At 51.5% G+C, this 22083-nt stretch carries 17 protein-coding genes; 15 read left to right on the top strand and 2 right to left on the bottom strand.

Features of this window, described 5'->3' with window-relative positions; genetic code table 11:
* The 6 genes from ACY69O_RS02995 to hypE all read left to right on the top strand — a co-directional run.
* Window positions 1-516: P-loop NTPase family protein (locus ACY69O_RS02995; protein WP_462331987.1), on the top strand; the 516-nt coding region annotated here is incomplete at its 5' end.
* Window positions 513-2888: a nitrogenase component 1 gene (locus ACY69O_RS02990; protein ID WP_462331986.1), complete on the top strand. Its 2376-nt coding sequence runs from the start codon at window positions 513-515 to the stop codon at window positions 2886-2888. The genes ACY69O_RS02995 and ACY69O_RS02990, both read left to right, overlap by 4 nt.
* Before the next feature lie 24 nt (window positions 2889-2912).
* A complete protein-coding gene (gene hypF, locus ACY69O_RS02985; RefSeq protein ID WP_462331985.1) occupies window positions 2913-5195 on the top strand; it encodes a carbamoyltransferase HypF in 2283 nt (760 codons plus the stop codon).
* A gap of 35 nt (window positions 5196-5230) precedes the next feature.
* Window positions 5231-5449 carry a HypC/HybG/HupF family hydrogenase formation chaperone gene (locus ACY69O_RS02980; protein ID WP_462331984.1) on the top strand — a complete coding sequence of 73 codons (219 nt, stop codon included), beginning with the start codon at window positions 5231-5233 and terminating at the stop codon, window positions 5447-5449.
* Complete coding sequence (gene hypD, locus ACY69O_RS02975) at window positions 5439-6503, top strand: hydrogenase formation protein HypD (RefSeq protein ID WP_462331983.1); 1065 nt, start codon at window positions 5439-5441, stop codon at window positions 6501-6503. Before ACY69O_RS02980 ends, hypD begins: the two co-directional genes overlap by 11 nt.
* A complete protein-coding gene (gene hypE, locus ACY69O_RS02970) occupies window positions 6503-7507 on the top strand; it encodes a hydrogenase expression/formation protein HypE (protein ID WP_462331982.1) in 1005 nt (334 codons plus the stop codon). Before hypD ends, hypE begins: the two co-directional genes overlap by 1 nt.
* Window positions 7508-7565: 58 nt before the next feature.
* On the opposite strand, the gene ACY69O_RS02965 is transcribed toward hypE, so the two are convergent.
* Window positions 7566-7745, bottom strand: coding sequence for a twin-arginine translocase TatA/TatE family subunit (locus ACY69O_RS02965; protein ID WP_462331981.1), 180 nt, complete (start codon window positions 7743-7745; stop codon window positions 7566-7568).
* A gap of 400 nt (window positions 7746-8145) precedes the next feature.
* Here ACY69O_RS02965 and ACY69O_RS02960 point away from each other — a divergent pair, with 400 nt between their 5' ends.
* On the top strand, window positions 8146-8826 hold the full coding sequence (locus ACY69O_RS02960) for a C40 family peptidase (RefSeq protein ID WP_462331980.1): 681 nt from the start codon (window positions 8146-8148) through the stop codon (window positions 8824-8826).
* Between the two features lie 52 nt (window positions 8827-8878).
* On the opposite strand, the gene ACY69O_RS02955 is transcribed toward ACY69O_RS02960, so the two are convergent.
* Complete coding sequence (locus ACY69O_RS02955) at window positions 8879-9979, bottom strand: hypothetical protein (RefSeq protein ID WP_462331979.1); 1101 nt, start codon at window positions 9977-9979, stop codon at window positions 8879-8881.
* A gap of 168 nt (window positions 9980-10147) precedes the next feature.
* Here ACY69O_RS02955 and ACY69O_RS02950 point away from each other — a divergent pair, with 168 nt between their 5' ends.
* The 8 genes from ACY69O_RS02950 to gdhA form a co-directional block, all read left to right on the top strand.
* Window positions 10148-10603: a metal-dependent hydrolase gene (locus ACY69O_RS02950; protein WP_462331978.1), complete on the top strand. Its 456-nt coding sequence runs from the start codon at window positions 10148-10150 to the stop codon at window positions 10601-10603.
* Between the two features lie 129 nt (window positions 10604-10732).
* Window positions 10733-12025, top strand: a complete 1293-nt coding sequence (gene purB / locus ACY69O_RS02945; protein ID WP_462331977.1) for an adenylosuccinate lyase — start codon at window positions 10733-10735, stop codon at window positions 12023-12025.
* 110 nt (window positions 12026-12135) lie between these two features.
* A complete protein-coding gene (locus tag ACY69O_RS02940; protein WP_462331976.1) occupies window positions 12136-13422 on the top strand; it encodes an adenylosuccinate synthase in 1287 nt (428 codons plus the stop codon).
* 125 nt (window positions 13423-13547) lie between these two features.
* A complete protein-coding gene (locus ACY69O_RS02935; RefSeq protein ID WP_462331975.1) occupies window positions 13548-14672 on the top strand; it encodes an efflux RND transporter periplasmic adaptor subunit in 1125 nt (374 codons plus the stop codon).
* The gene (locus ACY69O_RS02930; protein WP_462331974.1) at window positions 14669-17743 is read left to right on the top strand and encodes an efflux RND transporter permease subunit; all 3075 of its coding nucleotides are present in this window, start codon (window positions 14669-14671) and stop codon (window positions 17741-17743) included. Before ACY69O_RS02935 ends, ACY69O_RS02930 begins: the two co-directional genes overlap by 4 nt.
* Before the next feature lie 310 nt (window positions 17744-18053).
* A complete protein-coding gene (locus ACY69O_RS02925; protein ID WP_462331973.1) occupies window positions 18054-18239 on the top strand; it encodes a zinc-ribbon domain-containing protein in 186 nt (61 codons plus the stop codon).
* Between the two features lie 516 nt (window positions 18240-18755).
* Window positions 18756-20672: a M48 family metalloprotease gene (locus tag ACY69O_RS02920; protein WP_462331972.1), complete on the top strand. Its 1917-nt coding sequence runs from the start codon at window positions 18756-18758 to the stop codon at window positions 20670-20672.
* Window positions 20673-20914: 242 nt separating this feature from the next.
* A partial coding sequence (gene gdhA / locus ACY69O_RS02915; protein ID WP_462331971.1) for an NADP-specific glutamate dehydrogenase occupies window positions 20915-22083 on the top strand: 1169 nt, incomplete at its 3' end.

Raw genomic sequence — 22083 nt, 5'->3', positions numbered from 1 at the left:
CTTTGCATAGAGACAGGCGGTCCTACTCCGGGACTTGGCTGTGCGGGGCGCGGAATAATAGCCACGTTCAAGCTGCTTGAGGACATGGAGCTTTTTGAGACCTTTAAGCCTGATGTTGTTCTGTACGACGTTCTGGGCGATGTTGTATGCGGAGGCTTTGCGGCTCCTATCCGCGAGGGATATGCGGAAAAGGTGCTCATCGTTACGTCGGGTGAAAAAATGGCTCTTTACGCGGCAAATAATATTAACTCTGCGGTTGAAAATTTTGCCGACCGTGCTTATGCAAAGGTCGGAGGAATCATACTGAACCGCAGGAATGTTCCCGATGAGACGAAAAAAGTAGAGACCTTTGCAAAGGAGCGGGAGCTTTCCATAGTTGCGGATATACCACGCAGTGATGATATAAATCGTTTTGAAGATGAAGGAAAAACTGTTATTGAGGGCGATGTGACACTGCCCATAAGCAAAAAGTTTATCGGGCTTGCGCAGCAGCTCTTAGATGAGGAAAAGGTATGAAGAAGCCTTTTTTCAAGACCGCGGCAGAGCTTGCGGCACTGGGAAAAGAGAATATTCCCGCTGAGTTCCGTCTTGATACGCACCTGATATATAATTCCCCCGCGGCGCTTGATTTTAACTCTCCGGGAGCACAGGGGTACGGCGTAAAGCGGGCAGGTCTTGCCGTGCCGGGGTCTGTGATGCTTCTCATTGCACCGAGAAGCTGCGGACGCAATACGTCCGGGCTTGCTGCAGGAGATACGGAGCGCTTTGGCTGGCTTTTGATGGACGAAACGGATATTGTGACGGGACGGCATCTCAAGAAAATTCCGGAGGCTGTCTCTGCGTTTGTGGACGCGCGCAGGGAGCGGCCTTCTGTCGTTATGCTGTGCATTACATGTGTTGATGCTCTTCTCGGTACGGATATGGAGCGTGTCTGCAGGAAAGCTGAGGAAGCGGTGGGGCTTCCCGTCCGTCCGTGTTATATGTACGCTTTGACACGCGACAGCAGAAAGCCGCCCATGGCAGCGGTGCGGGAGACGGTGTACTCCCTTTTGGAGCCGCGCAGGAAAAATCCCCGTGCGGTGAACCTCATGGGATATTTTGCGCCACTTGCTGATGATTCCGATTTGTATGAGGTGCTGCGGAGCTTCGGGCTGCAGAAAATTCGTGAGCTCGGACGCTGTAGAACCATGGAGGAATACGAAGAGCTTTCGGAGGCGAATTTCAATCTCCTTTTATCCGCTGACGCCCGGGACGCGGCGGCAATGCTCGAGAAAAAGCTTTCGATTCCTTCTGTTGAAATAACGCGTCTTTACGAAATCGATAAGATAGAGAGCCAGTATAAAAGCCTTGCACAGGCTCTGGGGGCAGAATACCGTGAGCCTGCGGCTAAAAAAGAGGCAGAGGAAGCGGTCAGCGCGCTTTTGACACTTGAGTCGGAGCCTGTTTTTGCCATCGGAAGCCGTCTTAACGCAAATGCTTTCGAGCTTTCACTGGCCCTTGTGCGATACGGATTGAAGGTTGCGGAGATATACGGAGATCCGCAGCCGCAGGATATAGCATATATCCGCCGTCTTTCCGAACTGTCGCCGGATACGCGCATTTTTTCAAATCTTTCTCCAACCATGGCGGTGTATGATGAGACACAGAGCTCCGTTACCGTTGCGGTGGGGCGTGATGCGGAGTATTATCACGAAAACGCAGCGCATGTGCCATGGAGCGATGAGATACAGCCCTTTGGCTTTTCGGCTGTGCGGGATTTTTGCCGTGCGGTCATTTCGGCGTGTGAAGGAAAGGAACAGGAAAAACAGCCGCAAAAAGCCGTTTCGGGAGAGGAAATAATTTCAAACCACGAAATCCGCGGGCTGAGGCTCGCGCTCGCTCCCTTCGCCCCTGATACGTCCGGGGCGGCGGCAGTGCTTTTCCCCCTTGATGCGCTGACGGTAATCATTGACGCCGGAGGCTGCGCGGGAAATATATGCGGATTTGACGAACCGCGCTGGGACGTTAAAAGCTACGCGAAAAGAAGCACAGTGTTCAGTGCGGGGCTTCGCGATATGGACGCCATCATGGGACGAGATGACCGTCTGATGGAAAAACTGGCGCTGGCGGCAGAAGATGTGGACGCGTCCTTTGCGGCGCTCATAGGCACTCCTGTACCTGCGGTTATCGGAACGGATTACAGGGCTCTTGTGCGGCTCATCGAAAAGAAGCTTGATATGCCTGCTGTGGCAGTTGATACAGACGGAACAAAGCTCTATGATGACGGCGCGTCGAAAACCTGGGAAGCTCTTGTAAAGACCTTCGCTTCGGAGGGAGAGTCCTGTGACGCCGTGGGAGTTATAGGGGTTACACCTCTGGATTTTTCTGAGAAGGAAGCTGAAAATATCCATGCTTCGCTTGGCGAAAAGGCGATTCTTTACGGTTGGGACGGCTCCATTGAAAATATAAAGCGGGCGGGACTTGTGAAGAAAAATTACGCTGTCACGGCTTCGGGCATTCGGGCGGCAAAATATATAGAAAAGAAATTCGGAGTGCCCTATGAAATAATGTGTCCTCTCAGCGAAGAGGAAAAAAACACCGTGCATGAAGCGGCGGCACAGGGAGGACGCGTGCTTGTTGTACATGAGCCTGTACGTGCCGACGCATTCAGAAAAGCGCTGGCTGAGGCAGGGACTGCCGACGTCACCGTCGGTACATGGTTTACGCCTGTGAGGGAGCTTTCAAAGGAAGGCGACGTTCATTTTAAGGAAGAAACGCAGTTTGCACGATTCCTTGAGCAGGGGAATTTCTCCTGCGTCATCGCTGACAATGCGCTTAGAAAGGCTGCTCCCGGCTATAGGGGAGCATGGCTTGATGCACCGCATTTTGCGGTATCGGGAGGAAAGTAACGAAACGAAAAGGAGGGGCCTTGCATGGAAAAAACAGCGGTTATTCTGCGTGTATACGGTATAGTGCAGGGCGTCGGCTTCCGTCCTTTTACTGCACGTCTTGCCTCGGAGCATAAACTGAACGGAAGCGTCTGCAATAAAGGGCCGTATGTGGAAATACGGCTTGAGGGCGACGAAGCCGCGGTGAAATGTTTTTCCGGGGAGCTTATTACAAAAGCGCCGCCGCGCTCGGCAATACTGAAGGTTGACGAGGAAGCGGCTGAGTTTACGGGGGTGTCCTCCTTTGAAATTATCGAAAGCGCAAAGGAACAGGGCGCAATATTCGTTTCTCCTGATATAGCCACATGCCCCGAGTGCAAAAAGGAGCTTTTTGACCCGAAGGACAGGCGGTATCTGCACCCGTTCATAAACTGCACGGCGTGCGGGCCCAGGCTCACTATTCTCGATGCCATGCCATACGACAGGGAACGCACAAGCATGAAGGCGTTCCCTATGTGCGAGGCCTGTGCGGAGGAATACAACGACCCCGGGTCAAGGCGTTATGATGCCCAGCCTGTCTGCTGCAACGAATGCGGTCCTGAGGTGTATATTCTCGGGACGGAGACGAAGGGCGCAGCGGCAATAACGGAAATACGCAGACGTATTGCCGCAGGAGAAATTGTCGCCATAAAGGGTATTGGCGGTTTTCATCTGTGCTGTGATGCAACCAATGAAGCAGCGGTTGCAAAGCTCCGTGAGCGGAAGCACCGCCCTGTGAAGCCCTTTGCCGTAATGGTGAGGGATATGGAAGCGGCAAGGCGTGCAGTAAAGGTTACGCCTGCGGCGGAGGAAATCCTTGAGGGGCCGAAAAAGCCTATCCTGCTTCTTAACAGACAGGAAAACAGTACCATTGCGCCGTCGGCGGCGCCCGGCAATCCGAAAATCGGAATAATGCTGCCCTATGCGCCTGTGCAGCTGTTGCTTTTTGATTATCCGGACGGCATAAAAATGCCTGAAGCATTTATAATGACAAGCGGAAATCCGTCAGGCGCGCCTATATGCCGTACGGACGACGACGCACGGGAGGCCCTGGGCCCTCTTTGCGAAGCGGTGCTGTCCCATGACCGCCGCATACGGGTGAGGGCAGACGATTCGGTAATTGATTTTTATCATGAAGCGCCGTACATGATACGCAGGAGCCGCGGCTATGCGCCACTTCCTGTCATGGTAAAGGGCTTCAGGGGTGAGGTGCTTGCCCTTGGGGGCGAGCTTAAAAACACGTTCTGCATAGGCCGTGACGAGCTCTTTTATCCTTCGGCGTATGTGGGTGACATGTCCGACCTTCGCACGATGCAGGCGCTTCGCGAGACTTCGAAGCGAATGACGGAGCTTCTTGAGACAGAGCCAACGGTTACGGCATGTGATTTGCACCCGAGGTATAATACGACACAGATTGCCAATGAGCTTGGAAAGCCGGTCATACAGGTTCAGCACCATTACGCGCATATAGTTTCCTGTATGGCGGAAAACGAGGTTTCCGAGCCTGTCATCGGCGTGTCCTTTGACGGTACGGGCTACGGTACCGACGGCACCATATGGGGCGGCGAATTTCTGCTGGCGGATTATCATGGCTTTGAACGTCTTGGTTCCATTGAGCCATTCTGTCAGGCGGGCGGAGACCGCTCATCTGTTGAGGGCTGGCGTATCGCCGTAAATCTTTTGTACGAAATCTGCGGCTCTCAGCAGGAGACTGTGGAGCTGGCGGAGAAGTTAAAAATAGCATCTGACCGTGAGGTCGGAGCGCAGTGCTTCATGGCAGACCAGGGAGTTAACTGCGTGACATCAACCAGCGCGGGGCGCCTGTTTGACGCGGTAAGCGCTGTGCTGGGAATACGGAGGAAGGTCTCCTTCGAGGGGGAGGCGGCAATGTTCCTGGAATACGCCGCAAGAAGGGCAGGACATGCGGAAAAGCTGCCGCTTTCTGCGTTTAAGGAAGCGGACGGAAGATTTTTGCTTCCGACATCGGAGCTTTTTTCCGAGATAGTAAAACGAAAGCTATCGGGAGAAGCATCGGAGATACTTGCGGTGCAGTTTCATGACGCACTGGCTGATGAAATTATCGCAGGCTGCGAGCGTGCGGGGGCGCAGACGGGAATCCGCGCGGCGGCGCTGTCAGGAGGAGTATTTCAGAATCTTCTTCTGCTTGAAAGAGTTGAAGAAGGTCTTAAAGAAAGAGGGTTCAAAGTGCTTCGCCATCATCTTATACCGCCAAATGACGGAGGAATCTGTCTCGGCCAGGCGGTCGTGGCTATGGCGAAGATACAGTAGGACAAGTGTGGGAAAAGTAAGGAAGGACGGTTCGTATGTGTGTAGGTTTGCCTGCAAAGGTTGTAAGTATAAAGGACGGCATGGCTCTGGTGGACGCTTCGGGCGCAAAGCGCGAGGTCTCGGCAGAGCTTCTTGATGAGCTCGATCCGGGAGATTATGTTATGGTACATGCAGGTGTTGCCATAGCGAAAATTACGGACGATGAAGCGTCTGAGGCCGCTTCTGTAATGGGAGAGTTCAGCGATGTCAGATGAGGGCAAGCAGGCTGTCGCGCGGGCGCGTGAAATTTTAGCCAATTATAAAGGCAGAAAACTGCGGCTGATGGAGGTCTGCGGGACGCATACCCATGCGATTTTTCAGACAGGGGTACGTCAGCTCATGCCTGAGAACGTCGAGCTTATTTCAGGCCCGGGGTGCCCTGTGTGCGTAACTCCGGCGGATTTCATAGACGAGGCGGTATGGCTGGCGGAGGAGAAGAACGCTGTCATTACCACTTTCGGAGATCTTGTGCGTGTGCCCGGAAGCGAAAAAAGCCTTGCGGGAGCGCGCTCTGATGGTGCGGACATAGTGCCCGTTTACACTCCTCTTGATGCGGTGGAATACGCAAAGGCACATCCCGACCGCGAGGTTGTGTTCCTTTCAGTGGGTTTTGAGACAACAACACCGTCTGCATGTCTTGCGGTGCAGCGCGCCGAAAAGGAAGGAATAAAGAATTTCTCCATTCTCACGGCGAATAAAACAATGGACGAAGCATACCGGGCTTTGAAAGGCAGCGTTGATGCCTATATTTATCCGGGACATGTCTGTGCAATCGTGGGTACGAAGCTCACTGAGGAGCTCACGAAGGAAGGGATCTCGGGCGTTGTGGCGGGATTTACTCCAAGCGAGCTTGTGACTGCTGCGGCTACGCTCATAGAGCTTTGCTCCAAGTCTGATGAACCCTTCTTCAGAAATTGTTACCCCCGTGTTGTCACCCGCGACGGAAGCAGGGCGGCAATGAAGCTGGTAGAAAAATACATGGAGCCTGTGGACGCCATCTGGCGCGGGCTCGGTACGATACCAAAAAGCGGAATGGCACTGAGGGACGAATACGCGGCCTATGACGCGCGCAGAAAATTCTCCGTGCCGTCATTCAAAGCAAAAAATCCCCCGGGCTGCCGCTGCGGCGATATACTTCAGGGAAAATGCAAGCCTACGGACTGCCCGCTTTTCGGAAAGACGTGTACACCCGAGCATCCTGTCGGAGCGTGCATGGTTTCAAAGGAAGGAACATGTTCGGCATATTATCAATACGGAGGTGTAAGGTAATGGAAGAAAAGATTATGCTTGCGCACGGAGGCGGAGGAACACAGACCTCAGAGCTGATACATGAGGTATTTGCAAAACGCTTCCGCAACCTGTATCTTACTGAGGATGACGCGGCGATTCTTCCCCCTCCTGCGGCAAATCTCGCCTTTACGACGGACGGCTTTATCGTTTCGCCGTGGAAATTCCCGGGAGGAAATATCGGAAAGCTGAGCATCTGCGGAACGGTTAATGACATTTCCTGCATGGGGGCGCGTCCAAAATATCTTGCATGTGCCTTTGTTATAGAAGAGGGGTTCCCTGTAAAGGATCTTGAGGAGATAGCAGACGCCATGGCAGTGACGGCGCGTGAAGCCGGAATAAGCATAGTTGCAGGAGATACAAAGGTAGCAGGCCGTGGCCAGGTGGACGGCATATTCATCACTACCACGGGAATCGGAGAGCGTATGCCGGGGGCGCACCCCTCGGGAAAAAGCGCACGTCCGGGTGATGCGGTTATCGTAAGCGGTGACGTTGGCCGTCACGGCTGCACGATACTTCTTGCCCGCGGCGAATACGGAATAGACGCCGATGTTACCAGTGACTGTGCTCCGCTTTGGGGCATGACCTCATCACTTTTTGATGTCTGCCGCGACATTCATGTGCTGCGCGACGCTACGCGCGGAGGAGTAGGTACGGTGCTTTATGAAATCGCAGGGCAGAGCGGAGTCGGAATACGCCTTGACTCGAAGGCTGTGCCTGTTGACCCTGCAGTTGCGGGCGTATGCGGAATGCTTGGACTTGAGCCTCTTTATCTTGCATGCGAGGGACGTCTTGTGATAATCGTACCGAAGGAGGACGCTCAGGCGGTTGTTGATGAGCTGAAGAAAAATCCTTATGGAGAAAACGCTGCCATAATAGGTGAGGTAACTGCTGAAGAAGCTGGCCGTGTCTGCATGACGACGGAGCTTGGGACACAGACTATTTTGCCGCCTCCCGGAGGAGAGCTTCTGCCCAGAATCTGTTGAAACAGTTGAATTATAGTACAAAAAATCCCCATGACCTCATGTCATGGGGATTGTGGTTTCATGCTTCTTTTTTCTGTTCAGGGAGCTCTTTTGCTTCATCTTCTCCCGTGGAAGCGGATTTGAATTCCTTAATGCTCTTTCCGAGAGCCTTTCCGACCTGCGGCAGCTTGCCCGGTCCGAAGAGTACAAGTCCGATTACGAGAATGAGAGCGAGTTCCGGTACGCCGAGTCCAAACATGGGGGATGCCTCCTTTATTTCCCGACAATTGATTTCTACTATTATTCTAATATATTATATCACTAAGGTGCAATACTTTATACGAATAACTTCGATAAGGAAATCCAATAGAGCATTGTAACGAATAAAAATCTATGGGACTAAAGTCTTGACAAGGGCTGCTTATCCTGTCTTTTTTTGAATGCATGATAGGAATAATTTTTCAGTGGAAAATTTTCAAAGATGGCGTTATAATGAAGCAGGTGAGCACATAAGGTGCTCAATTTTTATGCGTGAAATGAAGAAAACAACAAGCTGAGGGTATAGCTCTTTTGGCTTGTTTTTACACCGAAGGGGAAGCTCTGCGGTGTTTTATATATCTCCGTAGTTTTAATTGGTTTTGAATTTTAGGAGGAAGTTCATGCAAGCAGTAAGAAAAATTATGTTCGTGTTGGTGATGACGGCGGTTCTGGCGCTTCCGGGGATTGGATTCTGTCAGAGCTTAAGTCAGGGTGACCAGGGTGATGCGGTTCGCAGGATTCAGCAGAAGCTCAGTGATGACGGCTATGCTGTCGTAGTAGACGGTGTATTCGGTCCGGCGATGGAGGATGCTGTCCGCGAATATGAGAAGAAAAACGGTATGACAATCAACGGGATTGCTGATGAAGAAGTTCAGCTCGCGCTTCTTGGGGAGACTCTGCCGGAAGTAAAGATGCCGAATTTTGTTTCTGAAAAAGGCGAGGCAATCGTAAAGGCTGCCCGGCAGTATCTCGGTGTACCATATGTTTATGGCGGTGCATCTCCGAGCGAAGGCTTTGACTGCTCGGGATTTGTTTATTACGTTTTTGCAAAGCAGGGTATCAGTCTGCCGCGTACGGCAGATGACCAGGCGCTTGTCGGCAGACAGGTTTCGGTGTCAGAGCTGCAGCCGGGAGATTTGGTATTCTTCTCTGCTGACGGATATGAAATCAACCATGTTGGAATCTATGTCGGAAACGACGAGTTCATTCATGCAAATTCAGAGGACGAGCTTATCGATTACGACTCCATGAAAAGAGACTATCGCGTAAGAGCCTTCGCAGGGGCAACGCGTCTCGTGTAAGTATATTGCAAATTAAAAGAGGGTACCGCATTAAATGTGCGGTACCCTTTTTTTACGGTATATCCGGCAGCGCCTGGCTGACGGTGTTGTGGCGGATTATGTCCTTTATGCGCATGTCGGTTTCGACTGCCTGCTTCAAAAGCGTTTCTGCTGTCTGGAATTCTTCGTTTGACTGCCGTTCCATCGCATGGAGATAATGCTTCCACGCTTCGATTGTTAAATCTGTAGATGTATGTCTCTGGTTTGCAAGATATTTCGCACCGGGGGGAATGCTCACGGCATCAAGCTGCTCCTGGCGTTCCTTCAGAGTCGGTACGACTTCATTCTGTATGAGAGCCTTGATTGCTGCGGCGGTGTTTCCTGTGAGGCGGCCGCGGGCCTGAGCTGTAAGCGCACGGAATCGTGTGCGCTGTGCTTCGAACTGCTCATTGTATTCCTTTACTATGCCATGTGTCGCGGCTATGTAATCCGCAATGTCGCGATTCTGACGCGGCGAGATTGTGTCGAGATATGTGCGGTAGTTGTCAATCCTTGTAATCTGCCAGTGCCCGTCCTCTGCCTGATGCATGGAGAAATGCAGGGTGAAGGTGTACTGCGTAAAGCGGTCTCTTATGGTTACAGTACCCGCAGCGGTCTGGTTGCCTGTCACATGAACTGACGGCTCGTCCACGAGCTCTGTGGAGCGGATCTGCGACCTCTCAAGGAAGCGTTCAAAGTCGATGCCTAAAAGGCGCCCTTTCGTTATATCCGTTCCGTCAGGAAGAATCCATTCGCCTGTCCCTGCGAAGCGGAGAATGGCAGCGTTAAGGTCTCCGACCATTTCGGGCTTGATTTGAGCGTAAAAGGCTGTGTATCTGTCACGGTTGTCATCAGTCAGCGATGAATCGTAGCGGAGCATATCGTCTGTGAGGTCGTCATAGGCAGAGCTTAAAATCTTATCAAGGGCGAGATAGCGCTCCGCTTTTTCCGCATCGTGCTGAGTGATTGCACTTTGCAAAGACTTGATGGCGTATTCCGGAGTTCGTATGTAGATGAAGTGATACCAGAGCCAGCCTCCGAGCGCGACGGAGAAAAAAGCAATCACAAGCAGAAGCTGCTGCTGCTGAGCTTTGCGCCGGCGCTCAATGCGGCTTTTTACTGATTCATGGTTCATAAATGTTCCTTTCCATTACATGCGGAGTTTGTTATTGAAAAACCGCATACACAATAAGTATACGTTTCGTTAAAGTTTCATGCAAGTAAACGAATAAAAACAAGATTTTTTCAAACGTTTGTGCTACAATGGGATAGAATAGAACAAAACAGAACGGAAGTGAAACGGATGAAATGGATCAGCCATGAGGTGGTTACAGGTGTACTCGTCTATACGGTTACTGAGGATTTGACTCTGACGGTGTGCGCCATGGCAGGAGCCGTAATTCCTGACCGCCTGGACGGAGACCCGCGCAAGGCAAAGGATTATTGGCTTTGGCGCGGCAGCCACCGCGGCTGGTCCCACTGGCCGGCGCCGTATCTCTTTGTTATAGCGGCGGTGCTTTCGGCAGAGCAGGGCATGGAAAACGGAGACGCGGGACGCTGGATGCTCATTCCCGTTGCGGTGATGGCAGGAGCGCTTCTGCATATACTTGAGGACGCGCTCTGCGGAAAGGTGCCTCTTATCTTCCCGGGAGAGAAAATCGGTCTGAAGCTGTTCCCGGTCGGCTCCTTCAGGGAGTATTTTTTCGCGCTTGGAATCGTACTGGCGGCGTATGGCATAAAGCTGCTCTATGGAAGCTGAGCTCGTGTATACATTGACATGATTACATACACAATGCTATGATAAATGCGTTGAGCCATGACTTGGGCTCAGCGGGTTTTTGTGTGCCCGCAGACAGTATTTTCGGGTTTCTGGAGGAGGAAACAAAGAATGATTCAACGTTATACAAACCCTGAGATGGGTAATCTGTGGTCGCTGCAGCATGAGTTCGAGGAGATTCTCGAAGTCGAAATGGCAGCCTGCGATGCGATGGCAGAGCTCGGAGAGATTCCGGCGGAAGCCGCGAAGAATATCCGCGCAAAAGCAAATTTTGACCTGGAGCGTGTCCATGAGATTGAGAAGGTCACGAACCATGATATCATTGCTTTCCTGACGAATGTTGCCGAGTACGTCGGTGATGACTCGAAATACATCCATAAAGGTCTTACATCAAGCGACGTAAAGGATACGGCGCTTGGTCTTATGATGAAGAAATCCGCGGATATCATTCTTGATGATCTCCGCAAATTCCATGCGGTTCTGAAACGCCGTGCCGCTGAATTCAAACACACGCCGTGCATCGGCCGTACACACGGTATCCACGCTGAGCCTATGACTTTCGGTCTGAAGCTCTGCCTCTGGATGGCTGAGGTCGAGCGCGATATCGAGCGCGTAGAGCATGCTCAGAAAATCGTTGCTGTAGGTAAGCTCTCCGGCGCTGTTGGAACGTATTCCAATATCGACCCGCGCATTGAGGAAATCGTCTGCAAGAAGCTCGGCCTCACTCCGGTACGCCTTGCAACGCAGGTTATCCAGCGCGACCGTCATGCGGAATACATGACAACACTTGCTATTGTAGCAAGCTCCTTTGAAAAATTCGCAACCGAGGTCCGCAATCTGCAGCGTACGGATATCCGCGAGGCAGAGGAATATTTCAGCCCGGGACAGAAGGGCTCTTCCGCAATGCCGCACAAACGCAATCCTATCACCTGCGAGCGTGTTGCAGGTATGGCGCGTCTCGTCCGCGGCAATGCAATCGCTGCTATGGAGGACATCACTCTCTGGCATGAGCGCGATATCTCGCACTCCTCCGTTGAGCGTGTAATCCTTCCGGACAGCACAATCAACGTTGATTACTGCATCAAGAAGTTCACGAACATCATTGATAAGCTTCTTGTTTATCCGGATGCTATGATTGCAAACATGAACAAGACGGGCGGTCTTATCTACAGCCAGCGTATCATGCTCGCTGTTGTCAGCAAGGGCGTACTGCGTGAGGATGCTTATAAATGGGTACAGCGCAATGCTATGAAGCGCTGGCTCGAGGGCGAGGACTTCCGCACAAATGTCGAGAAGGACCCGGATATCACGAAGTATCTTACAAAAGAAGAAATCGACGAATGCTTCGATTATAAATACTTCCTGCGCAATATCGACATGATTTTTGAGCGTTTCGGGCTTTAAGAATCTGAGGGAATTCGCAGGGAATTAACAGTTCCCGTTGATGGATATATGAGGTGTCGGAGTCATAGGCACTTTCCTAACTTTTATGATTTATTAAGGGGATATGAATTATGTCAGCAGTAGTAGTAATGGGCAGCCAGTGGGGCGATGAAGGCAAGGGTAAAATCGTAGATTATCTTGCACAGCAGGCAGAGGCAGTCGTGCGTTACGGCGGCGGAAGCAATGCAGGCCACACGGTTGCGGTCAACGGCGAAGAATACAAGCTCCGCCTTCTTCCGTCCGGTATCCTTTACAAAGGAACGCTTTGTGTCATCGGCAACGGCGTTGTCGTAGACCCGAAGGTTATGCTTGAGGAAATGGACGCTATGGCAGCACGCGGCATTGATGTCAGCGGTATCCGTCTGTCGAACCGTGCCCATGTTGTTCTCCCGTATCACAGCCTCATCGACGAGCTCAGCGAGGAGCTTCGCGGCAACAGCAAAATCGGAACGACGAAGCGCGGCATCGGCCCCTGCTATCAGGACAAGGCAAAGCGCGTAGGTATCCGTGTCTGCGATCTCATGGACAAGGAAGAGTTCGCAAAACGCCTTAAGGAAAACCTCGAAATCAAGAATATTGAGCTGCAGCGCCTTTACAACCACGAGCCGCTGGATTATGATACCATGCTCAAGGAATATGAGGGCTATGCGGAGCGTCTCCGTCCGTATGTATGCGATACCATTTCCCTGCTCAACGATGAGCTTGCAAATGGCAAAAAGGTTCTTTTCGAGGGTGCTCAGGCTACTATGCTCGATGTTGATTACGGTACATATCCGTATGTTACGTCCTCTCACCCTGTTGCCGGCGGTATCGGTGTCGGTGCAGGTGTTGCACCGAACAAGCTGCAGACTGTTGTCGGCGTAGTCAAGGCATACTGCACCCGCGTCGGCGCAGGTCCGTTCCCGACAGAGCAGCTTAACGAAATCGGCGAAAAGCTCCGTGAAGCAGGCCATGAGTTCGGTACGGTTACCGGACGTCCGCGCCGCACAGGCTGGCTTGATGCTTTCGTTGTCCGCTATGCGGGAATGCTCTCCGGCATCACCCACATGGCTATCACACGTCTCGATATCCTCGACGGTTTCGATGAAATCAAGATGTGCACAGGCTACAAATATAAGGGAGAGCTTCTTAACGAGATTCCTGCAAGCCTCAAGGTTCTCGCTGAGGTTGAGCCGGTCTATGAGACCTTCAAGGGCTGGAAAACAAGCATCAGCGGCATCCGCAAATATGAGGATCTGCCGAAGGAAGCACGAGTATATCTCGAACGCATGGCTGAGGTTACGGGTATTAAGGTCGGAATCGTTTCTGTTGGACCGAACCGTGACCAGACAATCGTTCTTGACGAGCATATTTTCTGATTCGAAATACAAAACCGTCTGCTTATCAGAGCAGACGGTTTTTTTATGTTCTATTTATATTAAATAGGTAATTAGCATGCTATAATGGACGAAGCAAGTTAATCTTCAGCAGGGGGCGTAAGCTGATGTTTCATGATAAGAGAATGCGGATTTTGGCAATAGTGATGGGGGTTATAGTAGCTATCATTGCATTCCGCGTAGGTATGAACATTATGGAGCGCAACGCAAAGGCGAAAACCAGCGGAGGCGGAAAAAGCGCAGTTGTTACGGCAGGTAATCCGGTCAGAAAGACCATCGTGCCGAAATATAAATTTTCGGGAACGCTTGAGCCCGTGTGGCAGGCAGATGTAGCAGCCAAGGTCGACGGACGCATTGAGCGTGTCCTTGTAAATGAGGGCGAGGCGGTCAAGGAAGGACAGGCCCTTGTTGTGCTTGAGCAGACGGATACGAATGCAAGCCTCATGCAGGCACAGGGTTCGTATATTGATGCGCAGGCAACCGTTGAAAAAGCGCAGCATGACTATGACCGTGCGAAATATCTTTTTGACAAGGGCGCGGTATCCGCTGAGGAGCTGGAGCACGCCCAGTTCGCGCTGAACAACGCTCTCGGAAAGCTGGCAAACGCGGAAGGCTCTGTGGCAGCAGCCGATTCAAAGGCAGGCGGTACGACTGTAACGACGCCGCGTGCAGGCATAGTGCAGAAACGCTATTATCAGGAGGGCTATTACGCAAAGGTAGGAACTGCTCTCTTTAACATCGCGGATATTTCTGTGCTCCGCGCGAAAATCGATGTGCCTGAGGGCTTTATCTCAAGCATAGCCGTTGGAGGCAGAGTGGAGTGCGTTATCCCGTCCATGGACAACCTGCGTGTTGTGGGAACTATCACGCGGATCAGCCCGGTTGCCGTGCAGCCTGCACGTACCTTCGAGGCGGAGGTCACGGTGAATAACGCTGACGGAAGGCTCCGCGGCGGTATTTACGCGGACGCTATTTTGACGGCAGTGCCGAAACCGAATGTGCTTACAGTGCCTCTTTCGGCTATTGTAATGCGCGACGATCAGCGCACAGTATATGTTATAGAGGACGGAGTTGCCGTCCGCAAGGTATTGAAGACAGGCTATATCGGAGATGACCTCGTAGAGGTTCTTGACGGAATCACGGAGCAGGATGTTATTATCACAGGCGGACTCAATAAAGTCCGCGAAGGCTCCAAAGTTAAAATATCCGAACGGGGAGCGGAAGAAAAATGATAGATACGTTTATCCGGCGCCCGGTTTTTACGACGATGTTCATTCTTGTGCTCGTCGTATTCGGTATCAAATCCTATCCGAGCCTCGGTGTTGACCTTTATCCTGATATTGAGCTTCCTATGGTAGCCGTCACCGTTACCTATGAGGGTACGGCACCTGAGGAAATGGAAACTCTCGTTACGAAGCCCATTGAAAACAGAATCAGTCAGGTATCTGGTATCAAGACTATTACCTCCACGATACGTGAGGGCTATTCACAGACCATGCTGGAATTTGAAATGGGAACAGACCCGCGTCAGATGGCCAGCGAGGTGCGCGAAAAGGTTGCCGGTGTCCGCAAGCGTCTGCCTGATGACATCGACGAGCCTGTAGTACAGCGTTTTGATGTTTCCTCGCGTCCGATTGCGACCTATTCCTTTTCGTCAGAATCAAGAAGCCCGGGAGAAATCCGCAGGCTTCTGAATGACCTTGTAATTGATGAGCTGCAGATGCTGGACGGCGTGGCCGATGTTACGGTATACGGCGCCAGCAACCGTTCCATCAAAATAAACATCAATCCCGACAAGCTGAAGAAGTACGGGATTTCCATGCAGACAGTGCTGTCGAAAACGAACAGCGCGAACCTGAACACTCCGGGCGGTAAAATCCGCAGCGACAACAACACCATTACCGTGCGCACGGTGGGCAAACTGACCAGTGTGGACGATTTCAAAAATATCCTTGTGGCGAATGTTGACGGGCGCCCTATACGCCTTGTAGATGTTGCGGACGTAGAGGATGCCTGGGTTGACTCGGAGTCCTTTTCCCGTACCAACGGCGTGCCTTCCGTTACCCTTGCAGTCCGCAAGCAGTCCAGAACCAATACGGTCGATGTCATTGACCGCGTAAATGAAACGGTAGACAAGCTCATAAAGGCTGACCTGCCGCCGGACATCAAAATGAACCGCGTCATGGATCAGTCAAGATACGTCCGCGAGAATATCGGCGACGTCTGGAATACGATTCTTTTCGGCGGATTTCTCGCCCTTGCCATCACCTACATGTTCCTTAGGGATATCCGCGCCACCATCATAGGTGGTCTCGCGATACCGACCTCAATTGTTGCGACGTTTTATCTCATGAAGCAGATGGATTTCACTCTGAACAACATGTCTCTTATGGGACTGTCGCTGGCTGTCGGCTTCCTTATCGACGATGCCATAGTTCTTGTTGAAAACATTTTCCGCCACATGGAAATGGGCAAAAACCCGTTCAAGGCATCAAGCGATGCCACGAAGGAACTCATGCTGGCGATTCTGGCAACGTCCATGTCGCTTATGGCGGTTTTCGTGCCTATCGGAAGTATGGGTGAAACGGTAGGACAGTACTTCAAGCAGTTCGGTCTGACGGTAGCCTTTGCGCTGGCGTTCTCCACTCTGGCGGCGTATACGCTGACACCGATGGTATCCGCGTATTGGCTGAAACCGCTGTCTGAAGGGAATTCGGGACGGCCTGAGTTTGTATCCCGAATGCTTGAGGGCTTTAACGACCGGTTTGAAAAAATCCGCAGCTTCTACAACGATATAATGGCAATTGCCATAAAGCACCCCAAGAAGATAATCGTAGGCTCCCTTTTGACGCTGTTCTTCAATCTGCTGCTCCTGCCGTTCCTGGGAACAGAGCTGCAGCCAACGTACGACTCCGGAGAGTTTACGGTTAACATCAAAGGCCCTGCGGGAACAAGCCTTGAGCAAATGGCCCGCTGGTCGAAGCCCCTTGAGGACACTGTGCAGGCGCTTCCTGAGCTTGACGTCGAGGAAATGCACCTCGGCGGTGTCCGTACCTCTGTAAACGAGGGAAGTATCCGCGTAAAGCTGAAGCCTCTTGAGGACAGAGACCGCGGAATGCTGGATATCATGGCTGAGCTTCGTAAAGACTTTGCCGACGTAGGCGTAATGAAGGTGGGCGTAGTAACGAACCAGGGTGCCCGCAGCGACCCGCGTCCGGTGCAGATAGGTATCCGTGGCAGCGATATCAAAAAATTGAACCAGTACGCGGAGGATTTGGCAGAAAAGCTCCGTCACACCCCGGGCGCAACGGACGTTGAGGTTATCGGAAGCGACCCTGAGCCGGAAATCCTTATACGGTTGAACCAGACAAAAGCAAGTCAGCTCGGCCTGGACAACACAAGTGTCGGTCAGGTTGTGCAGTATGCTTTTCAGGGTAAAAAGACAGGCAACTCCTACACAATCGGCAATAACGATTACGATATCATAATGCAGCTTGAAAAAGCTGACCGCCGTACACTGCAGGACGTTGCAAATCTGCAGGTATCCACGGCAACAGGCGAGTATGTCCGCCTTGGCGACGTGGCAGAGGTAACAATGGGCTCAGGCCCTCAGCGTATAGACCGCGAAGGTCGTCAGCGCCAGGTAGGTGTCTATGCCAACGCCACAGGCATATCGCCGGGCGATTTGCTCAAAACCACACAGGAAAAGCTTATTCCTGAGCTGAACATGGATATAGGCTACCGCTATAAGCTCATCGGTGACGCAGACATGATGAACCGCGTGTTCAACGAGGTCGTCAAGGCTGTTGTCCTCGCTATCGTGCTTATTTACATGGTGCTGGCGGCAGAATTCGAGAGCTATTCACAGCCCTTCGTTATCATGATGAGTCTGCCCTTCGCCGTAATCGGCGCAGTGCTCGGACTTCTGGTTGCAAACCAGACTGCAAACATGATGTCACTTATCGGCTTTACCATGCTTCTCGGTCTTGTTACGAAGAACGCTATTCTTCTTATTGACTACGCAAATCAGGCCCGTGAGAAGGGAATGGGTATAGAAGAATCCGTGCTTGAGGCATGTTCCCTTCGACTTCGTCCTATCATCATGACGACACTCTCCACAATGCTCGGTATGCTGCCGATTGCCCTTGGTATCGGCGCGGGCGCTGAGCTTCGTCAGTCAATGGGTGTAGTCCTCATAGGTGGACTTACAACATCCACGCTTTTGACACTCGTCGTCGTTCCTCTTATCTATATCCTCACTGAGGAATGGAAGGAAAAACGAAAAGCGCAGAAAGCGGCATAAAGGATAAGATAATTGAATAACATAATAAAAGCACTCTGTAAAATTTTACAGAGTGCTTTTTGCGGTTGAACAGGGGATGTGTTTTTACTCGGTTTCATCCGAGTCGGTTGCAACCGACAAAAATATATCATGTTGGAATCTAATCGAAATTTACTTGCATATGCGACTAAGTTTCGATTATGAGGTAAAGAAATATGAATTTCAAAACGTGCGAACAGTTTATCATGCGTTATAACATATGGTAGTCAAAATAGAACTAAAAGCGATATAATACATGGTAGAAAGGTTTTTATTGTGGGGAGGGGTTATCGTGTTTGGCATTGGCATTCCGGAAATCCTTTTGATTGTAATAGTTTTTGTTGTAGGTCGTTGGGTAGTAAAAATTATAAATCGTGGTTTGGACAAACAGATTGTAAAGAAATGTCCGTCTTGTGGTAAGGTTTGCAGTGACCTGGATGCCACATTTTGTCCGCACTGTGGAAAACCAATGAAATAATATCGTGGGAGCTGTGGAATACTGCAGCTCCTTTTTCATGCGACGGGGCTTTGCCCCTTCGCGCTGCCCCAGCAGAGGGACCTGCTTCCCTCTGCACTCCTTTGAACCGCTCCTTACGTCGCTCTGGGCACCCGCGAGGATGTTTTGTGCAAAATCGAAGGAAAGTGCCTCCCGCGTCGGGGAATCCGTTTAAGCCTGGCAGAGCTGCTCTTTTAAGTTTTATGGATAGTCTTGGCTTAACGTCAGCAAGCCGATACAGTTCGACGCGGTCGGCAGTATCGCAGCAACATATACTTAGGTTCCCACGCGGCTTAAAATAATTAGCCCGCAGGGCGTTGGCAGGGTCAAGGGGCGGCTGCGAGCCCCTGTGGGGAAGTTTGAAGGGGCAAAGCCCCGTCAAAAAGCAATAGATTTTGAAGCGAATAATATGATATAGCAGTTTTCATGCCCGTCTTATGGAAAATCTGTTACAATGTTAGAGAAATACGAATTGTGAGGAACAGGAGGGAACTCTTTATGATAAAGAAATGGCTGAAGCGGGGCGCGGGCATAATGGCGGCAGTATCTCTGCTCACAGTTGCACCGGTGCTTCCGAATGTCCCTGCACCTGTTGCATCCCGTGCGGAGATGGAAAGCGGCGATGCAATAGCTGCGCTTATCGGACTTCTTGGCACAGGCGCCATGTATGGCAGCTACCTCTCCGCTGTCATGGATGCGGGAAACAATTCCATATATCAGGAGCAGACCCGCCTTTATGACGAGCATGAAAACGGTGCGTCCACAAATCCTGTTGACAAGGAACTGACTGATGCCATAATGGGCCAGCTTGTGGAGCGCGGAGACTATGTGCTGGATATACGTTCACTGCCATTCACCTGGCGCGTAAACGGCAGCGACGAGTTTAACGCGGCGTGCTTCCCGACCAACATGGTGACGGTGAACCGCGGGCTTATACGCGGACTTGACCGCAACGTGGACGAACTGGCCGGAGTCCTAGCCCATGAAATGACACACGGGCTGAAGCTACACGCGGCATATACATATGCCCGGGCGGCTGCACAGTCCTTCGGCATTCAGTTCCTGAGCATGGTAACAGGAGCGGCAGACGGCAGAGTTGCTTCTGTGCTGGCGGACTATTCCGTTGCAAAAAATGTCATTCTTCCGGTTGAGTATGAGGCTGACGAGGGAGGATTTTATCTGGCGGCAAGCGCCGGCTTTAACCCCGGCGGTTCGGCAGCTGCAATGGCACGCATGGATTACATATCCAAGCATCCCGAGACCTTTGACAGAAGCTACGGCGCGGAGGCCTACGACCACCCGGATACGGACAAGCGCGAAGCGAAGCTTTCACAGATGATGACCGCTTACAGCTGCGGACATGTGACGGTTGAAAACGGAAACGAGGTCTATATCGATGGGGTGAAGCTTGTAAAGGCAAAATACACCTCGGAGCTTTACGATAATTCAAAGGAAAATGCCTATCTTATAGCCGGCGGGCTGGCGGAGGCATTTCATGAATATCACTCTGCGGACGGTTGGAATTTCCGCGCGGGAATGAACGGACGCGTTGACTATCTTGATGATAACCGTGTATACGGACCGCTCAAGGCGGCTGTCGCCGCATCAAACATGGACGGCGTGCTTGAACGTCTTGTGCGGGCCGCATACAGCCATGAGGGAAATAGCGGCGCACGCATGAAGATGATTACCGACACGGCGAACCGTTCCCTCAAATGGAAGGAACGCAAGACAAAGAATGCTGAGGCATCGCAAAATCTCGTAGAGCGTCTTTACAACAACGCGGACTGGTACAATGACGTTTACCGCCCTGAGCTTGCCATAAGAGAAGCAGAGCGAATCTTCGGCTGTCAGGCGACTGTACGCCAGCTTTCGGGACTTTATGCGGTGCGTGGACGTGCTCATGCGCTCATGGGAGAATTTGATAAAGCCATGGAGGACTGCAATCATGCAGTGGAGCTTGATTCGAAATTTGCATACGCGTACTTGAACCGCGCAGAGGTGTGGCGCGCACAGGGAATGCCGGAAGAGGCGCTGGCAGATATACGTCTTGCTATAGGCTGCGACGAAAAGAACATGGCGGCATACCACATGGCAGGAGATATCGAGGATGAACTGGGAGATAAGGAAGCCGCGAAGAAGGACTATTTGGCATACCTCAAGCTAAATAAGGACGCAAGAGATCTCCCCGACGAATATCTGAAGGAGCTTGCGCCCAAGACATGGGACGAGATTCAGAAGGAAAAGGCAAAGGCTGAAAAAGAAAAGAAGGAAGCTGAAGCCGAAAAGAAAAAGCAGGAAGAAAAAGCGAAGAAAAAGGAAGCAAAGAAAGAAAATAAAGCAGCTGCGGCAGAGAAAACCGCAGAAAATGCTTCTGCGGACAAAAAACCGGACGCGGCGGTACAAAACAAATAAAAGAAAAGGAAAGGCGGCGCTTTCGCGAATGAAGGCGCTGCTTTTCTTTTTGGCAGGCGGTTTGAAAAATTGTCACAAAATTGTAAACTTTTCCTCGAAAGTATATGGTTTTGTATGCAGATTAACAATCTTTGTATGTATACAGTATTTCTCCGAAAGAACATTGTATTTTCTACGCTTACGAGTTATACTGTTTAAGCTGAAATGATATAGAATTGCAGAGAGACAAAGGAGAGATATCAATGGCAGACATGAAAGCGTATGTTCAGCAGGTTTTGGATGAAATTGTTAAAAGAGATCCTGACCAGAAGGAATTTCATAATACGGCAAAAGAAATTTTGACATCTATCATTCCTGTGCTTGAGGCACATCCTGAATATCAGAAGGACAGACTTCTGGAGCGTTTCCTTGAGCCGGAGCGTACAGTCATTTTCCGTGTGCCATGGGTTGATGATAACGGCGACCTGCAGGTGAACCGCGGCTTCCGCGTTCAGATGAGCAGCGCTATCGGGCCTTACAAGGGCGGCCTGCGTTTCCATCCCAGCGTTAACCTCAGTATTCTGAAGTTCCTGGCAACAGAACAGGTTCTCAAGAATGCACTCTCGGGACTTCCTATCGGAGGCGGCAAGGGCGGCTCTGATTTCGACCCGAAGGGCAAATCCGACGGCGAGGTTATGCGTTTCTGCCAGAGCTTCATGACGGAGCTTTACCGCCATATCGGCGCAGATACAGACGTACCGGCAGGTGATATCGGTGTCGGCGGCCGCGAGATTGGTTATCTCTTCGGTCAGTACAAGCGAATCCGCGACACCTATGAGGGTGTTCTCACGGGTAAGGGCCTTACCTTCGGCGGAAGTCTTGCACGTACAGAGGCTACGGGCTATGGCCTTCTCTATTTCGTCAAGGATATGCTTGATGATAACAACATTGACATCAAGGGCAAGACGGTTGCTGTTTCCGGTGCAGGAAACGTTGCGACCTATGCTATTGAAAAGGCTCAGCAGATGGGCGCAAAGGTTGTCACCTGCTCTGACTCCAACGGCTATGTTTATGATCCGGAGGGCATCGACCTTGAGCTTCTTAAGGATATCAAGGAAGTCCGCCGTGCGCGTATCAAGGAATATGTTGAAAAACGTCCGAATGCAGAGTACCATGAGGGCTGCAAGGGCGTATGGACTGTCAAATGTGATATCGCTCTTCCGTGTGCTACGCAGAATGAGCTTGACCTCGAGAGTGCAAAGACTCTTGTTGCCAACGGCGTAAAGGCTGTGGGCGAGGGCGCGAATATGCCGTCTACGCTGGATGCCATCGAGTATCTGCAGAGTAACGGCGTCCTCTTTGCCCCGGCAAAGGCTGCAAACGCAGGCGGTGTTTCCGTATCCGCGCTTGAGATGTCCCAGAACAGCGAGCG

The sequence above is a fragment of the Schwartzia sp. (in: firmicutes) genome (assembly GCF_978017985.1).
Note: the sequence above shows the minus strand (reverse complement) of the source record. Positions and strands in the feature narration are given on the sequence as shown.

Coding starts and splice junctions, on each gene's coding strand:
- ACY69O_RS02990 (WP_462331986.1), top strand. CDS start 513: ATGAAGAAGCCTTTTTTCAAGACCGCGGCAGAGCTTGCGGCACTGGGA.
- hypF (WP_462331985.1), top strand. CDS start 2,913: ATGGAAAAAACAGCGGTTATTCTGCGTGTATACGGTATAGTGCAGGGC.
- ACY69O_RS02980 (WP_462331984.1), top strand. CDS start 5,231: ATGTGTGTAGGTTTGCCTGCAAAGGTTGTAAGTATAAAGGACGGCATG.
- hypD (WP_462331983.1), top strand. CDS start 5,439: ATGTCAGATGAGGGCAAGCAGGCTGTCGCGCGGGCGCGTGAAATTTTA.
- hypE (WP_462331982.1), top strand. CDS start 6,503: ATGGAAGAAAAGATTATGCTTGCGCACGGAGGCGGAGGAACACAGACC.
- ACY69O_RS02965 (WP_462331981.1), bottom strand. CDS start 7,745: ATGTTTGGACTCGGCGTACCGGAACTCGCTCTCATTCTCGTAATCGGA.
- ACY69O_RS02960 (WP_462331980.1), top strand. CDS start 8,146: ATGCAAGCAGTAAGAAAAATTATGTTCGTGTTGGTGATGACGGCGGTT.
- ACY69O_RS02955 (WP_462331979.1), bottom strand. CDS start 9,979: ATGAACCATGAATCAGTAAAAAGCCGCATTGAGCGCCGGCGCAAAGCT.
- ACY69O_RS02950 (WP_462331978.1), top strand. CDS start 10,148: ATGAAATGGATCAGCCATGAGGTGGTTACAGGTGTACTCGTCTATACG.
- purB (WP_462331977.1), top strand. CDS start 10,733: ATGATTCAACGTTATACAAACCCTGAGATGGGTAATCTGTGGTCGCTG.
- ACY69O_RS02940 (WP_462331976.1), top strand. CDS start 12,136: ATGTCAGCAGTAGTAGTAATGGGCAGCCAGTGGGGCGATGAAGGCAAG.
- ACY69O_RS02935 (WP_462331975.1), top strand. CDS start 13,548: ATGTTTCATGATAAGAGAATGCGGATTTTGGCAATAGTGATGGGGGTT.
- ACY69O_RS02930 (WP_462331974.1), top strand. CDS start 14,669: ATGATAGATACGTTTATCCGGCGCCCGGTTTTTACGACGATGTTCATT.
- ACY69O_RS02920 (WP_462331972.1), top strand. CDS start 18,756: ATGATAAAGAAATGGCTGAAGCGGGGCGCGGGCATAATGGCGGCAGTA.